This window comes from Sphingopyxis sp. DBS4, assembly GCF_024628865.1.
Lineage (GTDB): Bacteria > Pseudomonadota > Alphaproteobacteria > Sphingomonadales > Sphingomonadaceae > Sphingopyxis.
This window is the reverse complement of sequence record NZ_CP102384.1, coordinates 1,838,411-1,854,665: the sequence shown is the minus strand read 5'-3', so window position 1 is coordinate 1,854,665 and position 16,255 is coordinate 1,838,411. Positions and strand designations below refer to the sequence as shown.

The 16,255-nt window shown below is 66.4% G+C and carries 14 protein-coding genes and 1 tRNA gene; 12 read left to right on the top strand and 3 right to left on the bottom strand.

The annotated features are described in order from the left end of the window. Positions 1–116 precede the first annotated feature (116 nt). The 9 genes from NP825_RS08715 to NP825_RS08675 all read left to right on the top strand — a co-directional run bounded on the left by NP825_RS08715 (position 117) and on the right by NP825_RS08675 (position 10,103). Complete coding sequence (locus NP825_RS08715) at positions 117–1,826, top strand: DNA polymerase III subunit gamma/tau (RefSeq protein ID WP_257550445.1); 1,710 nt, start codon at positions 117–119, stop codon at positions 1,824–1,826. After that, the gene (locus NP825_RS08710) at positions 1,823–2,158 is read left to right on the top strand and encodes a YbaB/EbfC family nucleoid-associated protein (RefSeq protein WP_257550443.1); all 336 of its coding nucleotides are present in this window, start codon (positions 1,823–1,825) and stop codon (positions 2,156–2,158) included. Before NP825_RS08715 ends, NP825_RS08710 begins: the two co-directional genes overlap by 4 nt. Before the next feature lie 136 nt (positions 2,159–2,294). After that, a complete protein-coding gene (lon, locus tag NP825_RS08705) occupies positions 2,295–4,691 on the top strand; it encodes an endopeptidase La (protein WP_257550441.1) in 2,397 nt (798 codons plus the stop codon). A gap of 173 nt (positions 4,692–4,864) precedes the next feature. Continuing rightward, a complete protein-coding gene (locus tag NP825_RS08700) occupies positions 4,865–5,137 on the top strand; it encodes an HU family DNA-binding protein (RefSeq protein WP_003044445.1) in 273 nt (90 codons plus the stop codon). Positions 5,138–5,307: 170 nt separating this feature from the next. Further along, positions 5,308–5,382, top strand: a tRNA-Val gene (locus NP825_RS08695). A 95-nt stretch (positions 5,383–5,477) separates the two neighbouring features. Continuing rightward, positions 5,478–5,783 carry a hypothetical protein gene (locus NP825_RS08690; protein WP_257550428.1) on the top strand — a complete coding sequence of 102 codons (306 nt, stop codon included), beginning with the start codon at positions 5,478–5,480 and terminating at the stop codon, positions 5,781–5,783. 121 nt (positions 5,784–5,904) lie between these two features. Continuing rightward, the gene (locus NP825_RS08685) at positions 5,905–6,570 is read left to right on the top strand and encodes a response regulator transcription factor (RefSeq protein WP_106000501.1); all 666 of its coding nucleotides are present in this window, start codon (positions 5,905–5,907) and stop codon (positions 6,568–6,570) included. Positions 6,571–6,667: 97 nt separating this feature from the next. Beyond that, the gene (locus NP825_RS08680; protein WP_257551353.1) at positions 6,668–7,972 is read left to right on the top strand and encodes a HAMP domain-containing sensor histidine kinase; all 1,305 of its coding nucleotides are present in this window, start codon (positions 6,668–6,670) and stop codon (positions 7,970–7,972) included. A 361-nt stretch (positions 7,973–8,333) separates the two neighbouring features. Then, positions 8,334–10,103: a hypothetical protein gene (locus NP825_RS08675; protein ID WP_257550423.1), complete on the top strand. Its 1,770-nt coding sequence runs from the start codon at positions 8,334–8,336 to the stop codon at positions 10,101–10,103. A gap of 47 nt (positions 10,104–10,150) precedes the next feature. Here the strand turns inward: NP825_RS08675 and NP825_RS08670 are convergent, their stop codons facing one another. The 3 genes from NP825_RS08670 to NP825_RS08660 all read right to left on the bottom strand — a co-directional run bounded on the left by NP825_RS08670 (position 10,151) and on the right by NP825_RS08660 (position 12,219). Beyond that, the gene (locus NP825_RS08670) at positions 10,151–11,128 is read right to left on the bottom strand and encodes an alpha/beta hydrolase (protein WP_257550421.1); all 978 of its coding nucleotides are present in this window, start codon (positions 11,126–11,128) and stop codon (positions 10,151–10,153) included. Positions 11,129–11,245: 117 nt separating this feature from the next. Further along, positions 11,246–11,935, bottom strand: a complete 690-nt coding sequence (locus NP825_RS08665; protein WP_257550419.1) for a glutathione S-transferase N-terminal domain-containing protein — start codon at positions 11,933–11,935, stop codon at positions 11,246–11,248. Further along, positions 11,932–12,219 carry a chorismate mutase gene (locus NP825_RS08660; protein WP_257550417.1) on the bottom strand — a complete coding sequence of 96 codons (288 nt, stop codon included), beginning with the start codon at positions 12,217–12,219 and terminating at the stop codon, positions 11,932–11,934. The genes NP825_RS08665 and NP825_RS08660 overlap by 4 nt, the downstream gene beginning before the upstream one ends. Positions 12,220–12,323: 104 nt before the next feature. Between NP825_RS08660 and NP825_RS08655 the strand changes: the two genes are divergently transcribed. From NP825_RS08655 to NP825_RS08645, 3 genes are all read left to right on the top strand, one after another. Continuing rightward, positions 12,324–13,337: a polyprenyl synthetase family protein gene (locus tag NP825_RS08655; protein ID WP_257550415.1), complete on the top strand. Its 1,014-nt coding sequence runs from the start codon at positions 12,324–12,326 to the stop codon at positions 13,335–13,337. Positions 13,338–13,341: 4 nt separating this feature from the next. Next, complete coding sequence (gene hrpB, locus NP825_RS08650) at positions 13,342–15,807, top strand: ATP-dependent helicase HrpB (protein WP_257550413.1); 2,466 nt, start codon at positions 13,342–13,344, stop codon at positions 15,805–15,807. A gap of 67 nt (positions 15,808–15,874) precedes the next feature. Continuing rightward, positions 15,875–16,153, top strand: a complete 279-nt coding sequence (locus NP825_RS08645) for an ETC complex I subunit (RefSeq protein WP_257550411.1) — start codon at positions 15,875–15,877, stop codon at positions 16,151–16,153. Positions 16,154–16,255: the final 102 nt, after the last annotated feature.

Genomic DNA, 16,255 nt, shown 5'->3' with positions numbered 1-16,255 from the left:
CCAGAGCGGTTTACGCACACTCTGGATTGCTTCGCTTCGCTCGCAATGACGGCGGGTGGGATGGGTGTTCGTATTCCCCTTCGACAAGCGTCCCTGGCCCCCCTAAGACGGACCCCATGAGCGATTCCGCCGACGACGATACCCCGATGCTGGGGATGGATTTGCCGGAGACTCCGGCGCCCGCATCGAGCGGGCCGTACCGCGTCCTTGCCCGCAAATACCGCCCGCAGACCTTTGCCGAGCTGATCGGCCAGGATGCGATGGTCAAGACGCTGGGCAACGCCATCGCGCGCGATCGGCTGGCGCACGCCTTCCTGATGACCGGGGTGCGCGGGGTGGGCAAGACCTCGACCGCGCGGCTGATCGCCAAGGCACTGAACTGCATCGGCCCCGACGGGCAGGGCGGGCCGACGATTGACCCGTGCGGCGTCTGTGAGCCGTGCCGCGCGATCACCGAAGGCCGTCATATCGACGTGATCGAGATGGACGCCGCGTCGAACACCGGCGTCGACGACGTGCGCGAGATCATCGAGGCGGTGCGCTATGCGGCGGTGTCGGCGCGCTACAAGATCTACATCATCGACGAAGTGCACATGTTGTCGCGTAACGCCTTCAATGCGTTGCTGAAAACGCTCGAAGAGCCGCCGCCGCACGTCAAATTCCTGTTCGCGACCACCGAAGTCAACAAGGTGCCGGTGACGGTGCTGTCGCGCTGCCAGCGCTTCGACCTTCGCCGCATCACCCCCGACATGCTGTTCGCGCATTTCAGCGCCATTCTGCAAAAGGAAGGCGTCGAGGCCGAGGCGCCCGCGGTCTGGCTGATCGCGAGCGCCGCCGAAGGATCGGTGCGCGACGGCCTGTCGATCCTCGATCAGGCGATTGCCCATGCCGACCTCGATGGCGGCGGCAGGATCGGCGCCGAACAGGTGCGCGCGATGCTCGGCCTGTCCGACCGCTCGTCGATCGCGCAGTTGATGGCGGCGATATTGGAAGGCGACAGCGGCGGCGCGATCGACCTCGCGCGCGCGCAATATGCGCTGGGGATCGAACCGGTCGCGATGGTGCGCGGGCTGATGGACCTGACCCACGCGGTCACGCTCGCCAAGGTTTCGCGCCACGACGACCCCGCGCTGGCCGAAGCCGATCGCGAGCGGATCGGCGACTGGGCGAAGAAGCTGGGCTTCGCGCCGCTGAACCGCCTCTGGCAATTGCTGCTCAAGGGGCATGACGAGGTGTTGCGCGCGAACAATCCGCTCGAACATCTCGAAATGCTGCTGCTCCGCGTGATTTATGCGGCCTCGCTGCCCGATCCGGGCGAATTGGCGAAGCTGCTCGAAAAGGGCGGCGTGCCGACGATGCCGCTTTCCGCGCCGCCGGCGCCGGGCGGGACGGAGCACGCGGCGGCCGAACCGGTTGCCGAAGCCCCGGCGACGCTTCACAGCGAAGCGCCCGCGTCGCTGACCATCGCCCAGATTCACCAGCTCCTCGAAAGCACTGGCAATCATCAGCTTGCGCTGCAGGTTTACGATCATCTCCAGCTTGTCGAGCTCGAACCCGGCTTGATTGTCTATGCCGCAGCGCCCGCGCTCGACGGCGATTTCGCGCGCAAGCTCGGCGAAGCGCTGCTGACCCAGACGGGGAGCCGTTGGCAGGTTCGCCCCGGCGAAGGCGACGCCCGCCCGAGCCTGGGGCAGATGAAGGCCGCGAAACTGGCCGATAATGACGCACGCATCCGCGAACTGCCGGTCGTGAAGGCCGCTCTGGCGGCTTTTCCTGACGCGAGGCTTGTCGAAGACGACAACAACCATCATAGGTCCAATCCATGAAATCGATCGAAGAAATGATGAAGGCGGCGCAGGAAGCCGCCGCCACGGTGCAGGCGCAGATGCAGGAGGCGCAGACGAAGCTCGACACCCTCGAGGTCGAGGGTGTTTCGGGCGGAGGCCTCGTCAGGATCGTCGCGACCGCCAAGGGACGCATCAAGGCGATCCATATCGACGACAGCCTGATCGTCCCGTCGGACAAGCAGATGCTCGAAGACCTGCTCGCCGCCGCGTTCAACGATGCGCGCGAAAAGGCCGATGCGGTGAGCAACGAGGAAATGGGCAAGATGACGAGCGGCCTGCCGCTGCCGCCGGGGTTCAAGCTGCCGTTTTGACGGATTGAGACGGGAGAGCGAGCCTTACCCGTTCACCCCACCGTCATTGAATGCGCGGCAAGTTACGCCATATTAGCGATGAACACCCTATAAGAAGGGCGGAGCCGCCGAAGCCGGGGCTCGCTCAGGAGCCGTAATGACGCAATCTTTTCCCCTGCTGCCGCTGCGCGATATCGTCGTTTTCCCGCACATGATCGTGCCGCTTTTCGTCGGCCGCGACCGTTCGGTCGCCGCGCTTGAAGCCGCGATGGAATCCGACAAGGAAATCTTCCTCGTCGCCCAGCTCGATCCCGGCGAGGACGACCCGCAGCGCGACGATCTTTACGACACCGGTGTGATCGCCACCGTGTTGCAGCTTCTGAAGCTGCCCGACGGCACGGTTCGCGTGCTCGTCGAGGGCAAGGAGCGCGCGGAGCTGCTGACGCTGGAAGATGACGGCAAGGCGGTGATGGCGAGCGTCAAGCCGGTCGCCGACGCGATCGACGACAGCGTCGACACCGCCGCGCTGATGCGCTCGGTCGTCGACCAGTTTGAAAGCTATGCCAAGCTCAACAAGAAGATGCCCGCCGAAACCGCGGTGCAGCTCTCGCAGATCGACGACGCCTCGCGCCTCGCCGACTCGGTCGCGGGCAATCTCAACATCAAGGTGTCCGACAAGCAGGCCTTGCTCGTCGAAGACGCGCCCGCGAAGCGGCTCGAAATGGTCTTCGCCTTCATGGAGGGCGAACTCGGCGTGCTGCAGGTCGAGAAGAAGATCCGCGGTCGCGTGAAGCGGCAGATGGAGAAAAGCCAGCGCGAATATTATCTCAACGAGCAGTTGAAGGCGATCCAGCGCGAACTCGGCAACGACAGCGGCGAGGGCGGCGACGACCTTGGCGAGTTGCAGCTCAAGATCGACGGCCTCAAAATGTCGAAGGAGGCCAAGGCCAAGGCGAATGCCGAACTCAAGAAGCTGCGCGCGATGGCGCCGATGTCGGCCGAGGCGACGGTGGTGCGCAACTATCTCGACACGCTGATCGGCCTGCCGTGGGGCAAGAAGTCGAAGCTCAAGAAGGATATCGCCAAGGCGCAGGCCGTCCTCGACGACGACCATTATGCGCTCGAAAAGGTCAAGGACCGGATCGTCGAATATCTGGCGGTGCAGGCGCGCACCAACAAGCTCAAAGGCCCGATCCTGTGCCTCGTCGGCCCTCCGGGCGTCGGCAAGACCTCGCTCGGACGCAGCATCGCGAAAGCCACTGGCCGCGAATTCGTGCGCCAGTCGCTGGGCGGCGTGCGCGACGAGGCCGAGATTCGCGGCCACCGCCGCACTTACATTGGCTCGCTGCCGGGCAAGATCGTGACCAACCTGAAAAAGGCCGGCACGATGAACCCGCTGTTCCTGCTCGACGAGATCGACAAGCTGGGCCAGGATTTCCGCGGCGATCCGGCGTCGGCGCTGCTCGAAGTGCTCGACCCCGAACAGAATGCGAAGTTCCAGGACCATTATCTGGAGATCGATGTCGATCTCAGCGACATCATGTTCGTCACCACGGCGAATTCGCTGAACCTGCCGCAGCCTTTGCTTGACCGCATGGAGATCATCCGCCTCGAAGGCTATACCGAGGATGAGAAGGTCGAGATCGCCAAGCGTCACCTGATCGCCAAGCAGGTCGAGGCGCACGGGCTGAAGCCGCATGAGTTCGAGCTGACCGACGAAGGGCTGCGCGACCTCATCCGCTATTACACACGCGAGGCGGGCGTCCGCACGCTCGAGCGCGAGATCGCGCGGCTGGCGCGCAAGGCGCTGCGCAAGATTCTCGAAGGCAAGGCGGAGAGCGTCGTCGTCACGCCGGAAAACCTGTCCGAATTCGCGGGCGTACGGAAATTCCGCCACGGCGTGTCGGATCGCGAGGATCAGGTCGGCGCGGTCACCGGCCTTGCCTGGACCGAAGTCGGCGGCGAACTGCTGACGATCGAGGCGGTCACCGTCGCGGGCAAGGGACAGGTCCGCACCACCGGCAAGCTCGGCGAGGTGATGACCGAGTCGGTGCAGGCGGCGCTGTCGTTCGTGAAGGCGCGCGCGCCGGCCTATGGCATCAAGCCCAGCCTGTTCGCGCGCAAGGATATCCATATCCACCTGCCCGAAGGCGCGGTGCCGAAGGATGGCCCGTCGGCGGGTGTCGGCATGGTCACCGCAATGGTCTCGACCCTCACCGGGATCGCGGTGCGCAAGGATGTCGCGATGACCGGCGAAGTCACGCTGCGCGGCCGCGTGCTCGCGATCGGCGGGCTCAAGGAGAAATTGCTCGCGGCGCTGCGCGGCGGCATCACGACCGTGCTCATTCCCGAGGAAAATGAAAAGGATCTGGTCGAGATTCCGGCGAACATCACCGAAAAGCTCAAGATCATTCCGGTGAACCATGTCGACCAGGTGCTGGCCGAAGCGCTGGTTTCGCCGGTCGAGCCGATCGAATGGACCGAGGCCGACGAGCTTGCCGCGTCGCCCCCGCATGCGCCCGGCGGCGACCCCGAAAGCGCGATTCGCCACTGATCGGCCGGCTGATCACCCTCCATTCGTCCTGATTCGCCGTAAAATCGGCGTTTTGGAGCGGTTTTCTGCGTTTTTTGCTTTGACAAGCCGGTCCGAAACATCGTTAGTGGCGCGCCATGGCTTCGGGCCATGAATCATTCGATCAACCAACCACTCACAGGGGTTCCTTAGGCATGAACAAACAAGACCTGATCGCCGCCGTCGCTGACTCGAGCGGCCTCACCAAGGGCGATGCGAGCAAGGCGGTCGAAGCCGTGTTCGATTCGATCACCGGCGCGCTCAAGAAGGGCGGCGAAGTCCGTCTCGTCGGCTTCGGCACCTTCGCGGTCAGCAAGCGCAAGGCGTCGACCGGCCGCAACCCGCGCACCGGCGAAACGATGACCATTGCGGCGTCGAACCAGCCGAAGTTCAAGGCCGGCAAGGCCCTCAAGGATGCCGTCAACTAAGTTGACCGCACCTTTGGGTGACATCTTTTCGGGCCGTGGCGCAAGCCGCGGCCCGATTTGATTCCGGGCGATCCCGGACGATCGATGTCGAATGGGCGTTGCATTACCCGCGCGAGCGGCTATGGACGGCCGGCTTTCGGAAGCCGTCGGCTTTTCGGTCGGCATGGAATGGGCGCGTAGCTCAGCGGTAGAGCACACCCTTCACACGGGTGGGGTCACAGGTTCAATCCCTGTCGCGCCCACCATTCCCCCGACCCGACCGGCGCGGCGCAGAGGCCGAATATCGGCTGACCGCTTCATTCATCGCTTATTCAATGCGTTCGCATTAGAAGCACGGGCCATGATCCGCACCCTGTTCCTCTCGCTCGCTTCCGTCCTGCTCCTTGCCGCTTCGCCCGCGTCGGCGCGCGTCGAGCGCGATCAGGACAATATGCGCGACGCCGCGGCGCAGGGGCAGGTCATTCCGCTCAACCGGCTGGTGGCGGAAGTGAAGGCGCGGCCGCCCTACAACGGCATGACCTATCTCGGCGGGCCGCAGTTCGACTCCAGCCGGATGATCTATGCGCTCAAATTCATGGACGGCTCGCAGGTCGTCATCGTCTATGTCGACGCCCGCACCGGCCGGATCGTCGGCCGCAAACCCTGACCCCCCTGACTCCCCATTGCCGAACGAGAACCGCAACGACATTTTGCGATGATCGTTCGGACTTGATACACAGTCGTGACACGGCCGCCGGAATGTCGGCGCGCAAAGGAAAGGCGCCTGAATGCGGATTTTGATTGTCGAGGACGAGCCCACGCTGGGCCCGCAGCTCAAGGCCACGCTGGAAGGCGCCGGCTATGCCGTCGACCTCGCGACCGACGGCGAGGACGGCCATTTCCTCGGCTCGACCGAAAATTACGACGCGGCGATCCTCGACCTCGGGCTTCCCGAGATCGACGGGCTGACGGTGCTCGACCGCTGGCGGCGCGAGAAGCGAAACTTCCCCGTTCTCGTCCTGACCGCGCGCGACAGCTGGTCGGACAAGGTGGCGGGGCTCGACGCGGGGGCCGACGATTATCTGGCGAAGCCGTTCCAGACCGAGGAACTGATCGCCCGCCTGCGCGCGCTGATCCGCCGCGCCTCGGGCAATGCGTCGAGCGAGCTGATCGCGGGCAAGGTCCGCCTCGACACGCGCTCGGGCCGCGTGACGCTCGACGGCGAGCCGGTCAAGCTCACCGCGCAGGAATATAAGCTGCTGTCCTACCTGCTCCATCACAAGGGCAAGGTCGTGTCGCGGACCGAGCTGATCGAGCATATCTACGACCAGGATTTCGACCGCGATTCGAACACGATCGAGGTGTTCGTGACGCGCATCCGCAAGAAGCTGGGCGCCGACATCATCACCACGATCCGCGGTCTCGGCTACCAGCTCGACGATCCGCAGGGCTGATCCGCGCGTGGCGGACGCCGCCCCGGCCGCCGTGACCGAAACGCCGCCGCGGCCCGCGGCGCTGATCAGCCGCGTCACCGGCAGCCTCGCGCGGCGCATGATCGCGATCGCGGCGATCTGGATTTCGGTGCTGCTGATCGGCGGCGGCTTCGCGCTCGACCGGGTGCTGACCGGGGCGATCACGCGCAATTTCGATTCGAGCCTCGAATATGTGCTGATCGCGATGATCCGCTCGTCCGAAATCGGTCCCGACGGCGAGGTGCGGCTGATCGAGCCGCTCGGCGACCAGCGCTTCCTCGAGCCCTATAGCGGTCTGTATTGGCAGATCAGCGGCGCGGGGCAGGAACCCTATCGCTCGCGTTCCTTGTGGGAGCGCACGCTGCGGCCGCCGCGCGAGCATATCGATACGGCGCTCCACACCTATAACAGCAATCAGTTTCCCGACGAGGAACTGCGCGTCCTCGAACGCAACGTCATCCTGCCGGGCAGCAAGACCAACTGGCGCTTTCAGATCGCCCAGTCGCGCGACGCGCTCGACCTTCAGGTCCGCGCGGTGCGCGCGACGCTGATCCCCAGCCTGGCGCTGCTCGGCCTCGGGTTGATCATCCTCGCGGCGCTTCAGACTTTCTACGGCCTTCTGCCGCTGCGCCATATCCGCCGCGCGATCGCGGCGATGCGCGGCGGGCAGAACCGCCGCGTAACCGCGCCGCTGCCGCTCGAGGTGCAGCCGATGGTCGACGAACTCAACGCGCTGCTCGCGCATAATGAGAAACAGGCCGAGGAAGCGCGGCTGCATGCGGGCAATCTCGCCCATGCGCTCAAGACGCCGCTGACCGTGCTGGTGAACAGCGCGACCGGCTCCGACAGCGACCTCGCGAACACGGTGCGGCGCGAGGCGGCGACGATGCAGCGGCAGGTCGAGCATCACCTCGCGCGCGCGCGCGCGGTCGGCCGCCGCGGCGCGGCGCAGGCGCGCGCCAATGTGCGCGAGAGCGTCGACAGCGTCTCGCGCGCGGTCGGGCTGCTCTACCCCAATGTCCGTCTCGACGCGGCGGGCGACCGGACGCTTGTCGCGCGGCTGGAGCGGCAGGATCTGGACGAGCTGATCGGAAATCTGCTGGAAAACGCCGCCAAATATGGCGGTGGCAGCGTCTTCGTCACGATCCAGCGGGACGGCAATATGGCCGAGATATTGGTCGAGGACGATGGCGCGGGTATCTCGCCCGCCGATCGCGAGCGGGTGATCGACCGCGGCGTGCGGCTCGACAGCGGCAAGCCGGGAACCGGGCTGGGGCTCGCGATCGTCCGCGATGTGGCGGAGATTTACGGCGGTAGCATCGCGCTGGAGGAAAGCGAGGATCTGGGTGGGCTGCTCGTGCGGCTCAGGCTGCCGGCGGGGTAGGCGGGTTTGGGGCGGGGAGCGGCACCTTCCCAACTTTCGTCATTCCCGCGAAAGCGGGAACCCAGAGCGTGCGTCGGCTGACCCCTCTCTGGGTTCCCGCTTTCGCGGGAATGACGAAGTTATAGGGCGAAGAACGTCACCTTCCAGTCGTTAATAGACCTTCGTCATTTCGGACTTGATCCGGAATCCATTTTCTTAGCGCTGTGCGAATGGACCCCGGATCAAGTCCGGGGTGACGATGAAAGATAATAGATCGACTTCCGCCGACTTCAGACATCCGTCTATCGCGCTTTGGATAAACCGTTCCTCATGTTAGTTTCCCGAAGCCGTTTGTAGTTCACCTTTGGGGGAAGGGATACTGATGCACGGGCCTCTCAAGATTGCCGCGATCTTCGGGATCGGGTTTTCGCTTTCAAGCTATACGCCCTTGCCGGTTTTTTCGGCCGCCGCTCTCGATGCCCTCGATCCCAGCCGCCTTGCCACTCTGTTCTGCGGAGCGGAAAAGGCGGGATCGACTCTGGCTCGCGAACTTCTGATCGCCTCGGCGTTCGCGGCGCCGGCAAGCGAGGCGGGGCCGATTCCGCTTTTCGCTGATCTCGCCGCATCGCCGTTTCCCGTTTCGACCCGCGATCCGCAGGCGCGGCGCTATTTCAGCCAGGGGCTTCTCCTGACCTATGGCTTCAACCACGCGGGCGCGGTGCGCTCGTTCCGCGAGGCGCAGCGGCTCGACCCGGAATGCGCGATGTGCTGGTGGGGCGAGGCGGTCGCTCTCGGCCCGAACATCAACGCGCCGATGGACGACCGCGACCATGCGGCGGCGCTCGACGCGATGGACCGGGCGATGGCGCGGCGCGACGGGGCGTCTCCCATGGAACGGGCGCTGATCGAAGCCGTCGCGCATCGCTATTCGCGCGATCCGGGCGCGGATCGCGCGGCGCTGGACATGGCCTATGCCGACGCGATGCTGGATGTCGCGCGCCGCTTTCCGGGTGACGACGATGTCGCGGTGCTCGCCGCCGAGGCCGCGATGGACACGAGTCCGTGGAATTATTGGGAGAGCGACAAGAAAACGCCGGTGGCCCGCAGCGGCGAAGCGGTGCGGCTGATCGAAACGGTGCTGGGCCGCAATCCCGCGCATGTTCAGGCAAACCATCTCTATATACACCTGATGGAAGCGAGCGATCCGCAGCGTGCCGAGGCCGCTGCGGACCGGCTGGCGAACCCGCGTGCGCCGAGCGCGGCGCATCTCGTGCACATGCCGGGGCATATCTATCAACTGCGCGGGCGCCACGCCGATTCGATCCGCGTGAACGTCGCGGCGGCGCGCGCTGACGAAGCCTTCATTCGCAGCGCCGGCGATCATGGTCTCGTCCGCTACGGCTATTATCCGCACAATATCCACTTCATCGTGACGTCGGCGCAGATGGCGGGCGACATGCCCACCGCAATCCGCGAGGCGCAGCGGCTCGGCACGGTGCTCGACCCCGCGATGTCGGAACGGATCGCGTGGATCCAGTCGATCGACGCGGCGCCTTATCTGGCAATGGCGCAATTTGCCGAACCGAAAGCCATATTGGCGATGGCGGCGCCCGATGCGCGCCTCGCTTACCCCACCGCGATGCGCCATTATGCCCGCAGCATCGCTTATGCCCGCCTCCGCGATCGAGCCGGCTTCGAGGCCGAGCTGGCGGCGATGGCGCGGCTCAGAACATCGGACGCCATGAAGGGCATGATCGAGCAGGGCGTTCCGGCCGATGATCTGGTGAAACTCGCCGAGCTGGTTGCGCGTGGCCGCTTCGCCGCGACCGAGCGTCGCCATGACGAGGCGATCGCCTTCTATCGGCAGGCGATCGAGATCGAGGGACGGATTCCCTATCAGGAACCCGCTTACTGGTATTATCCGGTCCGGCAGTCGCTGGGGGCGGCGCTGTTCGAGGCGGGGCGCTATGCCGATGCCAGCGCGGCGTTTCGCGGCGCGTTGGCGCAGACGCCGAACAACGGCTGGGCGTTGTATGGCCTAAGTCGCAGCGAGGCCAGGCAAGGGAATAAGCTGGAAGCCGCGGCGGCCGACAGAGCCCTGTCGAAGGCCTGGCTGGGGGATGCGCGCTGGCTGCGGATGGACCGGCTCTAGCCGCGTCGACCACGTCGACGACGACCGATGGGCTTAGGGTCCTGACCCTAAAGAAACGCCATTTCCTTCAGCCAATTTTCCACCAGTTCCGGCCAGCGGGTGATGCCGTGTTCGTTCGGCCTCAGGCCGAACGCGTGGCCGCCTTTGGCGAACAGATGAACCTCGGCAGACACGCCGGCGTCGTCGAGCGCGCGCGCATAGAGCGTGCTGTTGCATATATCGTCGACCGGGTCGTTCCACGCCTGCAGCAGAAAAGTCGGCGAGGTCTGTTTGGTGACGTGCAGATCGGGGTCGAGCGTCGCGCCGGTGCGGCAGAGGTGGCCGGGATAAAGCGCGATCGCGAAATCGGGACGACTGCTCAGCCTGTCGGCGTCGTCGACGGGTTTATAGACCGGATCGAACAGGTTGCTGGTCTGCGCGACGAGGTATCCGCCCGCCGACATGCCGATCACGCCGATCTTGGCCGGATCGACCATCAAGGCCTTGGCCTGGCTGCGAACGAGCCGGATCGTTCGCTGGGCATCCTGAAGCGCGCGCGGAACGTCGGGGGTGATATGGCATTTGCAACCCTTGTCCCAATGATGGGCGCTTTTTGGGACGCGGTATTTCAGGAGTATGCAGGTGATGCCCTTCGCCGTCATCCAATCGCATATCTCGGTTCCCTCCAGATCGATGGCGAGCCCCTGAAACCCGCCGCCGGGAAAGACGATCATCGATACGCCGCTGTTCCGGCCCTTGGCGGGAAACACGGTCATCGTCGGGACGGAGACATTGAGGATGAAAGTCCATGGGCGTCCCGCGACGGGGCGATCCGCGGTCACCGCGCTCTCCGCGGGCTGCGATGCATCGGTGCCATCGGGTCTTTCGCTGGGCCAGATCGGTATCTGGCGAAGACCGGACGGAGGTTGCCAGACGCCCGCTGGCGCTGCCGCTGTCGGCTTGGCTTCTGCTCCGGCCGTCACGACCGCCGGGGCGATCGTCAGGCTCGCCAACAATGTCGTCACGAGACCGGATCGGCGCAGCATGTCATCCTCCTGGTCCGCGGAGCATGATCATCGCGCCCCGCCCCAATGGTGAAGGAGCCGGTTGTCGCGAGCAAGCGCCGACGCGGACGCTGCGGCTACTTATCCACCATGTGCGGTTCAGGCCGCTCCGACGACCAATCCGCGCTGCACCGCCGGACGCGCGAGCCCGCGGTCGAGCCAGGCCTGGACATGCTCGAACCGCTCGAACCCGACGATTTCCGCCGCGTCGTAGAAGGTAATCAGGTTGCGCACCCAGCCGAGCAGCGAGATGTCGGCGATGCTGTAATCTTCGTCCATGATCCACGTCCGCTCCGCCAGCCGGCCATCGAGAACGCCGAGCAGCCGCGCCGATTCCGCCGCGTAGCGATCGCGAGGGCGCTTGTCCTCATAGTCGCGGCCAACGAATTTGTGGAAGAAGCCGAGTTGACCGAAGATCGGCCCGGCGCCGCCCATCTGCCACATCAGCCACTGGATCGCTTCGTACCGGCGGCCGGCGTCCTCGGGAAGGAACCGCCCCGTCTTGTCCGCAAGATAGATCAGGATCGCGCCCGATTCGAACAGCGCGAGCGGTTTGCCGCCGGGGCCGTCGGGGTCGTAGATCGCCGGAATCTTGCCGTTCGGGTTGAGCGACAGGAAAGCGGGGTCGTGGCTTTCGTTCGCCATGATGTCGACGCGGTGCGCCTCATAGGGCAGGCCGGTTTCTTCGAGCATGATGCTGACCTTGACCCCGTTGGGGGTCGGCGCGCCGAAAAGCTGGAGCCGGTCGGGGTGCTCGGCCGGCCATTTGGCGAAGATCGGATGGGTCATGCCTCGCTCTCCCGCTTGGCCTGTTCGTGGTGACGGATCACTTCGTCGATGATGAAGCGCAGGAATTTTTCGGTGAAATCGGGATCGAGATCGGCATCGCGCGCCAGGCTGCGCATCCGCTCGACCTGTCGCGCCTCGCGGTCCGGGTCGGCGGGGGGCAGGTCGATCCGCGCCTTGAGCTCGCCGACCGCCTTGGTCACCTTGAACCGCTCCGCCAGCATATAGACGAGCGCCGCGTCGATATTGTCGATGCTCTGGCGGTAACGGCTGAGTTGATCGTCCATGCGCGGCTCCTCTTATGCCCGGCACGCTTGGCACCGGGCGGGGGAGCAAGGCAAGCCGAAAGTCGTTGCAAATTTGCAGGCGCGCGGCCAATGCGGCGCTTGTCATGACTGCGGACATCCACCAGCTCCACGGCGACCGGCCGCCCTCGCTCGACCCGATGATGGCGCTCGTCGCCGCCGACATGAACGAAGTGAATGCGGTCATTCTCGACCGGATGCAGTCCGAAGTTCCGCTGATTCCCGAGCTGGCGGGCCACCTGATCGCGGGCGGCGGCAAGCGGATGCGGCCGATGCTGACGCTCGCCTGCGGCAAGTTGCTCGATTATCCGGGGCATCGCCATTGCAAGCTCGCCGCCGCGGTCGAGTTCATCCACACCGCAACCCTGCTTCACGACGATGTCGTCGACGGGTCGGACCTGCGCCGCGGCCGCAAGACCGCGAACATCATCTGGGGCAACAGCGCCTCGGTGCTGGTCGGCGATTTCCTGTTCAGCCGCGCTTTCGAGGTGATGGTCGAAGACGGGTCGCTGAAGGTGCTGAAGATCCTCTCGCGCGCCTCGGCGGTGATCGCGGAGGGCGAGGTCAACCAGCTTTCGGCGCAGCGCCGGATCGAGACGAGCGAGGACCAGTATCTCGCGATCATCAACGCCAAGACCGCCGAACTGTTCGCCGCCGCATGCAAGATCGCCGCGGTCGTTGCCGAGCGCGACGACGCGACCGAAGCCGCGCTCGACGCCTATGGCCGCAACCTCGGCATCGCTTTCCAGCTCGTCGACGACGCGATCGACTATGTCTCCGACGCGGAAACGATGGGGAAGGGGGTCGGTGACGACTTCCGCGACGGCAAGGTGACGCTGCCCGTGATCCTCGCCTATGCGCGCGGCAGCGCCGAGGAGCGCGAGTTCTGGAAACAGGCGATCGTCGGGCACCGCACGTCGGATGCCGACCTTGCCCATGCCAAGAGCCTGCTGTTGAAGCACGACACGATCGCCGACACGCTGGCGCGGGCGCGCCATTACGGCCAGCGCGCGGTCGATGCGATCGGCGGTTTTCGCGCAAGCCAGGCGAAGAACGCGCTGACCGAAGCCGTCGCCTTCGCGGTCGCCCGCGCTTACTGACACCATGAGGCAGGCGCTGCCGATCGATGCGGTGCTGCCCGACATCATGGCGGCGCTGCTGCTGAAGCCTAACGCGGTCGTCGTCGCGCCGCCGGGGGCGGGCAAGACGACGCGGGTCGCGCCCGCGTTGCTCGATCAACCGTGGTGCAAGGGCGCGGTGTGGTTGCTGTCGCCGCGTCGGCTCGCGGCGCGCGCGGCGGCCGAGCGGATCGCCGAGGAGATGGGCGAGACTGTCGGTGGGCGCGTCGGCTATGCCACGCGGCTCGACAGCAAGCAGTCGGCGGCGACGCGGCTGCTGGTGATGACGCCGGGGCTGTTTCGCAACCGCATCCTCGCCGACCCCGAGTTGCAAGGCGTTTCCGCCGTATTGTTCGACGAGGTGCACGAACGCAGCCTCGACGGCGATTTCGCGCTCGCGCTCGCCATCGACGCGCAGCAGGGGCTGCGCGACGACCTCCGTCTTGTCGCGATGTCGGCAACGCTCGACGGCGCCCGCTTCGCGGCGCTGCTCGGCGATGCACCGGTGGTGAGGAGCGAAGGCAAGAGCTGGCCGCTCGACCTGCGCCATGTGAGCCGCCGCGCCGAGGATCGACTGGAAGCGAGCGTGCTCATGGCGGTGCGGCAGGCGATGGCCGATGAAGGGGAGGGTGACATGCTCGCCTTTCTGCCTGGCGCCGCTGACATCGAGCGCGCCGCGGCGGCGGTCGAGGCGGCGGGGCTACCGCTCGTCGTCCACCGGCTGCACGGCCAGATCGATCCGGCGGCGCAACGGCGCGCACTCGTTCGCGATCCCGACGGCGGGCGCAAGCTGATCCTCGCCACCAGCATCGCCGAGACGAGTTTGACCATCGAGGGGGTGCGGATCGTGATCGATGCGGGGCTGTCGCGGCGTCCGCGCTTCGACAAGGCTGCCGGCATCGCGCGGCTCGTCACCGAGCGCGCGAGCCAGGCGTCGGCGACCCAGCGCGCGGGCCGCGCGGCGCGGCAGGGGCCGGGGGTCGCCTATCGTTTGTGGGAAGCGGCCGCGACGGCGGGAATGCCGCCCTTCGACCCGCCTGAAATTCACGAAAACGACCTGATGCCCGTCGTGCTCGACTGCGCGAGTTGGGGGATCGTCGATCCGCGCCAACTGGGCTGGCTCGACCCGCCGTCGCCGGCCGCGATCGCCGAAGCCAAGGCGCGGCTCCAGGCAATCGGCGCGCTCGGCTACGACGGACGGATCACCGCGCACGGCAAGGCGCTCGCCGCAATTCCACTGCCGGTGCCGCTCGCGCACATGCTGCTCGACGCGGCGCGCGCGGGGGAGGCCGATAGGGCCGCGAAGCTCGCGGTGCTGCTCACCGAGCCGGGGCTCGGCGGACGCGGGGTCGATGTCGAGGCGCGGCTTTCGCGCTGGCGCGGTATGAAGGGCGACCGCGCCGAAGGGGCGTGGCGGCTCGCGCGGCGGCTGGCCGGGCTTGGCGAAAGGCTGGCGGCGGACGCGGGGGCGCTCGGCGAGCGGTCGGTCGGCGGCTGGATCGCGACGGCGTGGCCCGATCGCGTCGCGCGCCAGCGCGCAGGCCAGCGCGGCGACTATCTGAGCGCGGGCGGCCGCGCCTACAAGCTCGATCCGCTCGATCCGCTGGCGAACAGCGAATGGCTCGCCATCGCCGACGCGCAGGGGCACGCGGCGGGCGTGCGCATCCTCGGCGCGGCACCGATCACGCTCGCCGAGGTCGAGGCGATTTTCGCCGATCAGATCGTCAGCCGCTCGGCGAGCCGCTACGATGCGGACAGCGACCGCGTCGACCATCGCCGCGAGCGGCGGCTTGGTGCGATCGCGCTGTCGAGCGGGCAGGCGGGGCGGGCCGAAGGCGCCGAGGATGATGTCGCGGTACGCCTCGCGGCGGTGCGCGAAAAGGGGCTCGGGCTGATCGGTTGGGGGCCGGTGTCGCAGGCGCTGCGCCAGCGCGCGTCCTTTGCGGGGCTCGATGCGCTATCGGCGCCCGCGCTCGCCGACAGCCTCGACATCTGGCTCGCGCCCTTGCTCGACAAGACGCGCGGGCTGCGCGATATCGGCGACCAGCGGCTTGCCGACGCGCTGTCCGGCCTGCTCGACTGGCCCGCGCGGCAATTGCTCGAAAAGCTCGCCCCCGCCGATTATGTAACCCCTGCAGGCAGTCGCCATGCGATCGACTATGGCGCCGACGGCGGCCCGACGGTCAGCGTGCGGGTGCAGGAGATGTTCGGCCTCGCGCGCCATCCGGCGATCGGCGATCCGCCGGTGCCGCTCGTCCTCGCGCTGACCTCGCCCGCGCACCGCCCGATCCAGACGAGCCGCGACATCGCCAGCTTCTGGACCGGAAGCTGGTCCGAGGTCGCGAAGGAGATGCGTGGGCGCTACCCCAGGCATAGCTGGCCCGACGACCCGGCGTCCGCGCGGCCGACTTTGCTGACCAAGGCGGCGCAGGCGCGGCGCGATGGGCAATAGGCCTCTTTTCGTGCCGCCCGCTTGGCGCTAAGGCGGCTGCAGAGTCACCCTGTCAGGACGAGTGTCGATGAAAGCGCGTATCTTCCAGAAACCCAAGAATGCGATGCAGTCGGGCCGTGCCGGCACGCAGCGCTGGATGCTGGAATATGCGCCCGCCGAGGCGCGCAAGGCCGATCCGCTGATGGGTTGGGCGGGCAGCGGTGACACGCGGCGCCAGCTTCGGCTGGGCTTCGCGACCCGCGACGAAGCGGTCGCCTATGCCGAGAAGAACGGGATCGATGTCGAGATCGCGCCGACGCCGGTCCGGACGCTGAAGATTCAGGCCTACGCCGACAATTTCCGCTGAGTTCTAATTAGCCGTCATTGCGAGGAGCCGAAGGCGACGCGGCAATCTCCAGCTATCGGCCTTGCGCAAGGCTGATAGCTGGAGATTGCTTCGCTGCGCTCG

Excerpts from the sequence above, each read along its gene's own strand:
- NP825_RS08715 (WP_257550445.1), top strand. The coding sequence starts at position 117 with ATGAGCGATTCCGCCGACGACGATACCCCGATGCTGGGGATGGATTTG.
- NP825_RS08710 (WP_257550443.1), top strand. The coding sequence starts at position 1,823 with ATGAAATCGATCGAAGAAATGATGAAGGCGGCGCAGGAAGCCGCCGCC.
- lon (WP_257550441.1), top strand. The coding sequence starts at position 2,295 with ATGACGCAATCTTTTCCCCTGCTGCCGCTGCGCGATATCGTCGTTTTC.
- NP825_RS08700 (WP_003044445.1), top strand. The coding sequence starts at position 4,865 with ATGAACAAACAAGACCTGATCGCCGCCGTCGCTGACTCGAGCGGCCTC.
- NP825_RS08690 (WP_257550428.1), top strand. The coding sequence starts at position 5,478 with ATGATCCGCACCCTGTTCCTCTCGCTCGCTTCCGTCCTGCTCCTTGCC.
- NP825_RS08685 (WP_106000501.1), top strand. The coding sequence starts at position 5,905 with ATGCGGATTTTGATTGTCGAGGACGAGCCCACGCTGGGCCCGCAGCTC.
- NP825_RS08680 (WP_257551353.1), top strand. The coding sequence starts at position 6,668 with ATGATCGCGATCGCGGCGATCTGGATTTCGGTGCTGCTGATCGGCGGC.
- NP825_RS08675 (WP_257550423.1), top strand. The coding sequence starts at position 8,334 with ATGCACGGGCCTCTCAAGATTGCCGCGATCTTCGGGATCGGGTTTTCG.
- NP825_RS08670 (WP_257550421.1), bottom strand. The coding sequence starts at position 11,128 with ATGCTGCGCCGATCCGGTCTCGTGACGACATTGTTGGCGAGCCTGACG.
- NP825_RS08665 (WP_257550419.1), bottom strand. The coding sequence starts at position 11,935 with ATGACCCATCCGATCTTCGCCAAATGGCCGGCCGAGCACCCCGACCGG.
- NP825_RS08660 (WP_257550417.1), bottom strand. The coding sequence starts at position 12,219 with ATGGACGATCAACTCAGCCGTTACCGCCAGAGCATCGACAATATCGAC.
- NP825_RS08655 (WP_257550415.1), top strand. The coding sequence starts at position 12,324 with ATGACTGCGGACATCCACCAGCTCCACGGCGACCGGCCGCCCTCGCTC.
- hrpB (WP_257550413.1), top strand. The coding sequence starts at position 13,342 with ATGAGGCAGGCGCTGCCGATCGATGCGGTGCTGCCCGACATCATGGCG.
- NP825_RS08645 (WP_257550411.1), top strand. The coding sequence starts at position 15,875 with ATGAAAGCGCGTATCTTCCAGAAACCCAAGAATGCGATGCAGTCGGGC.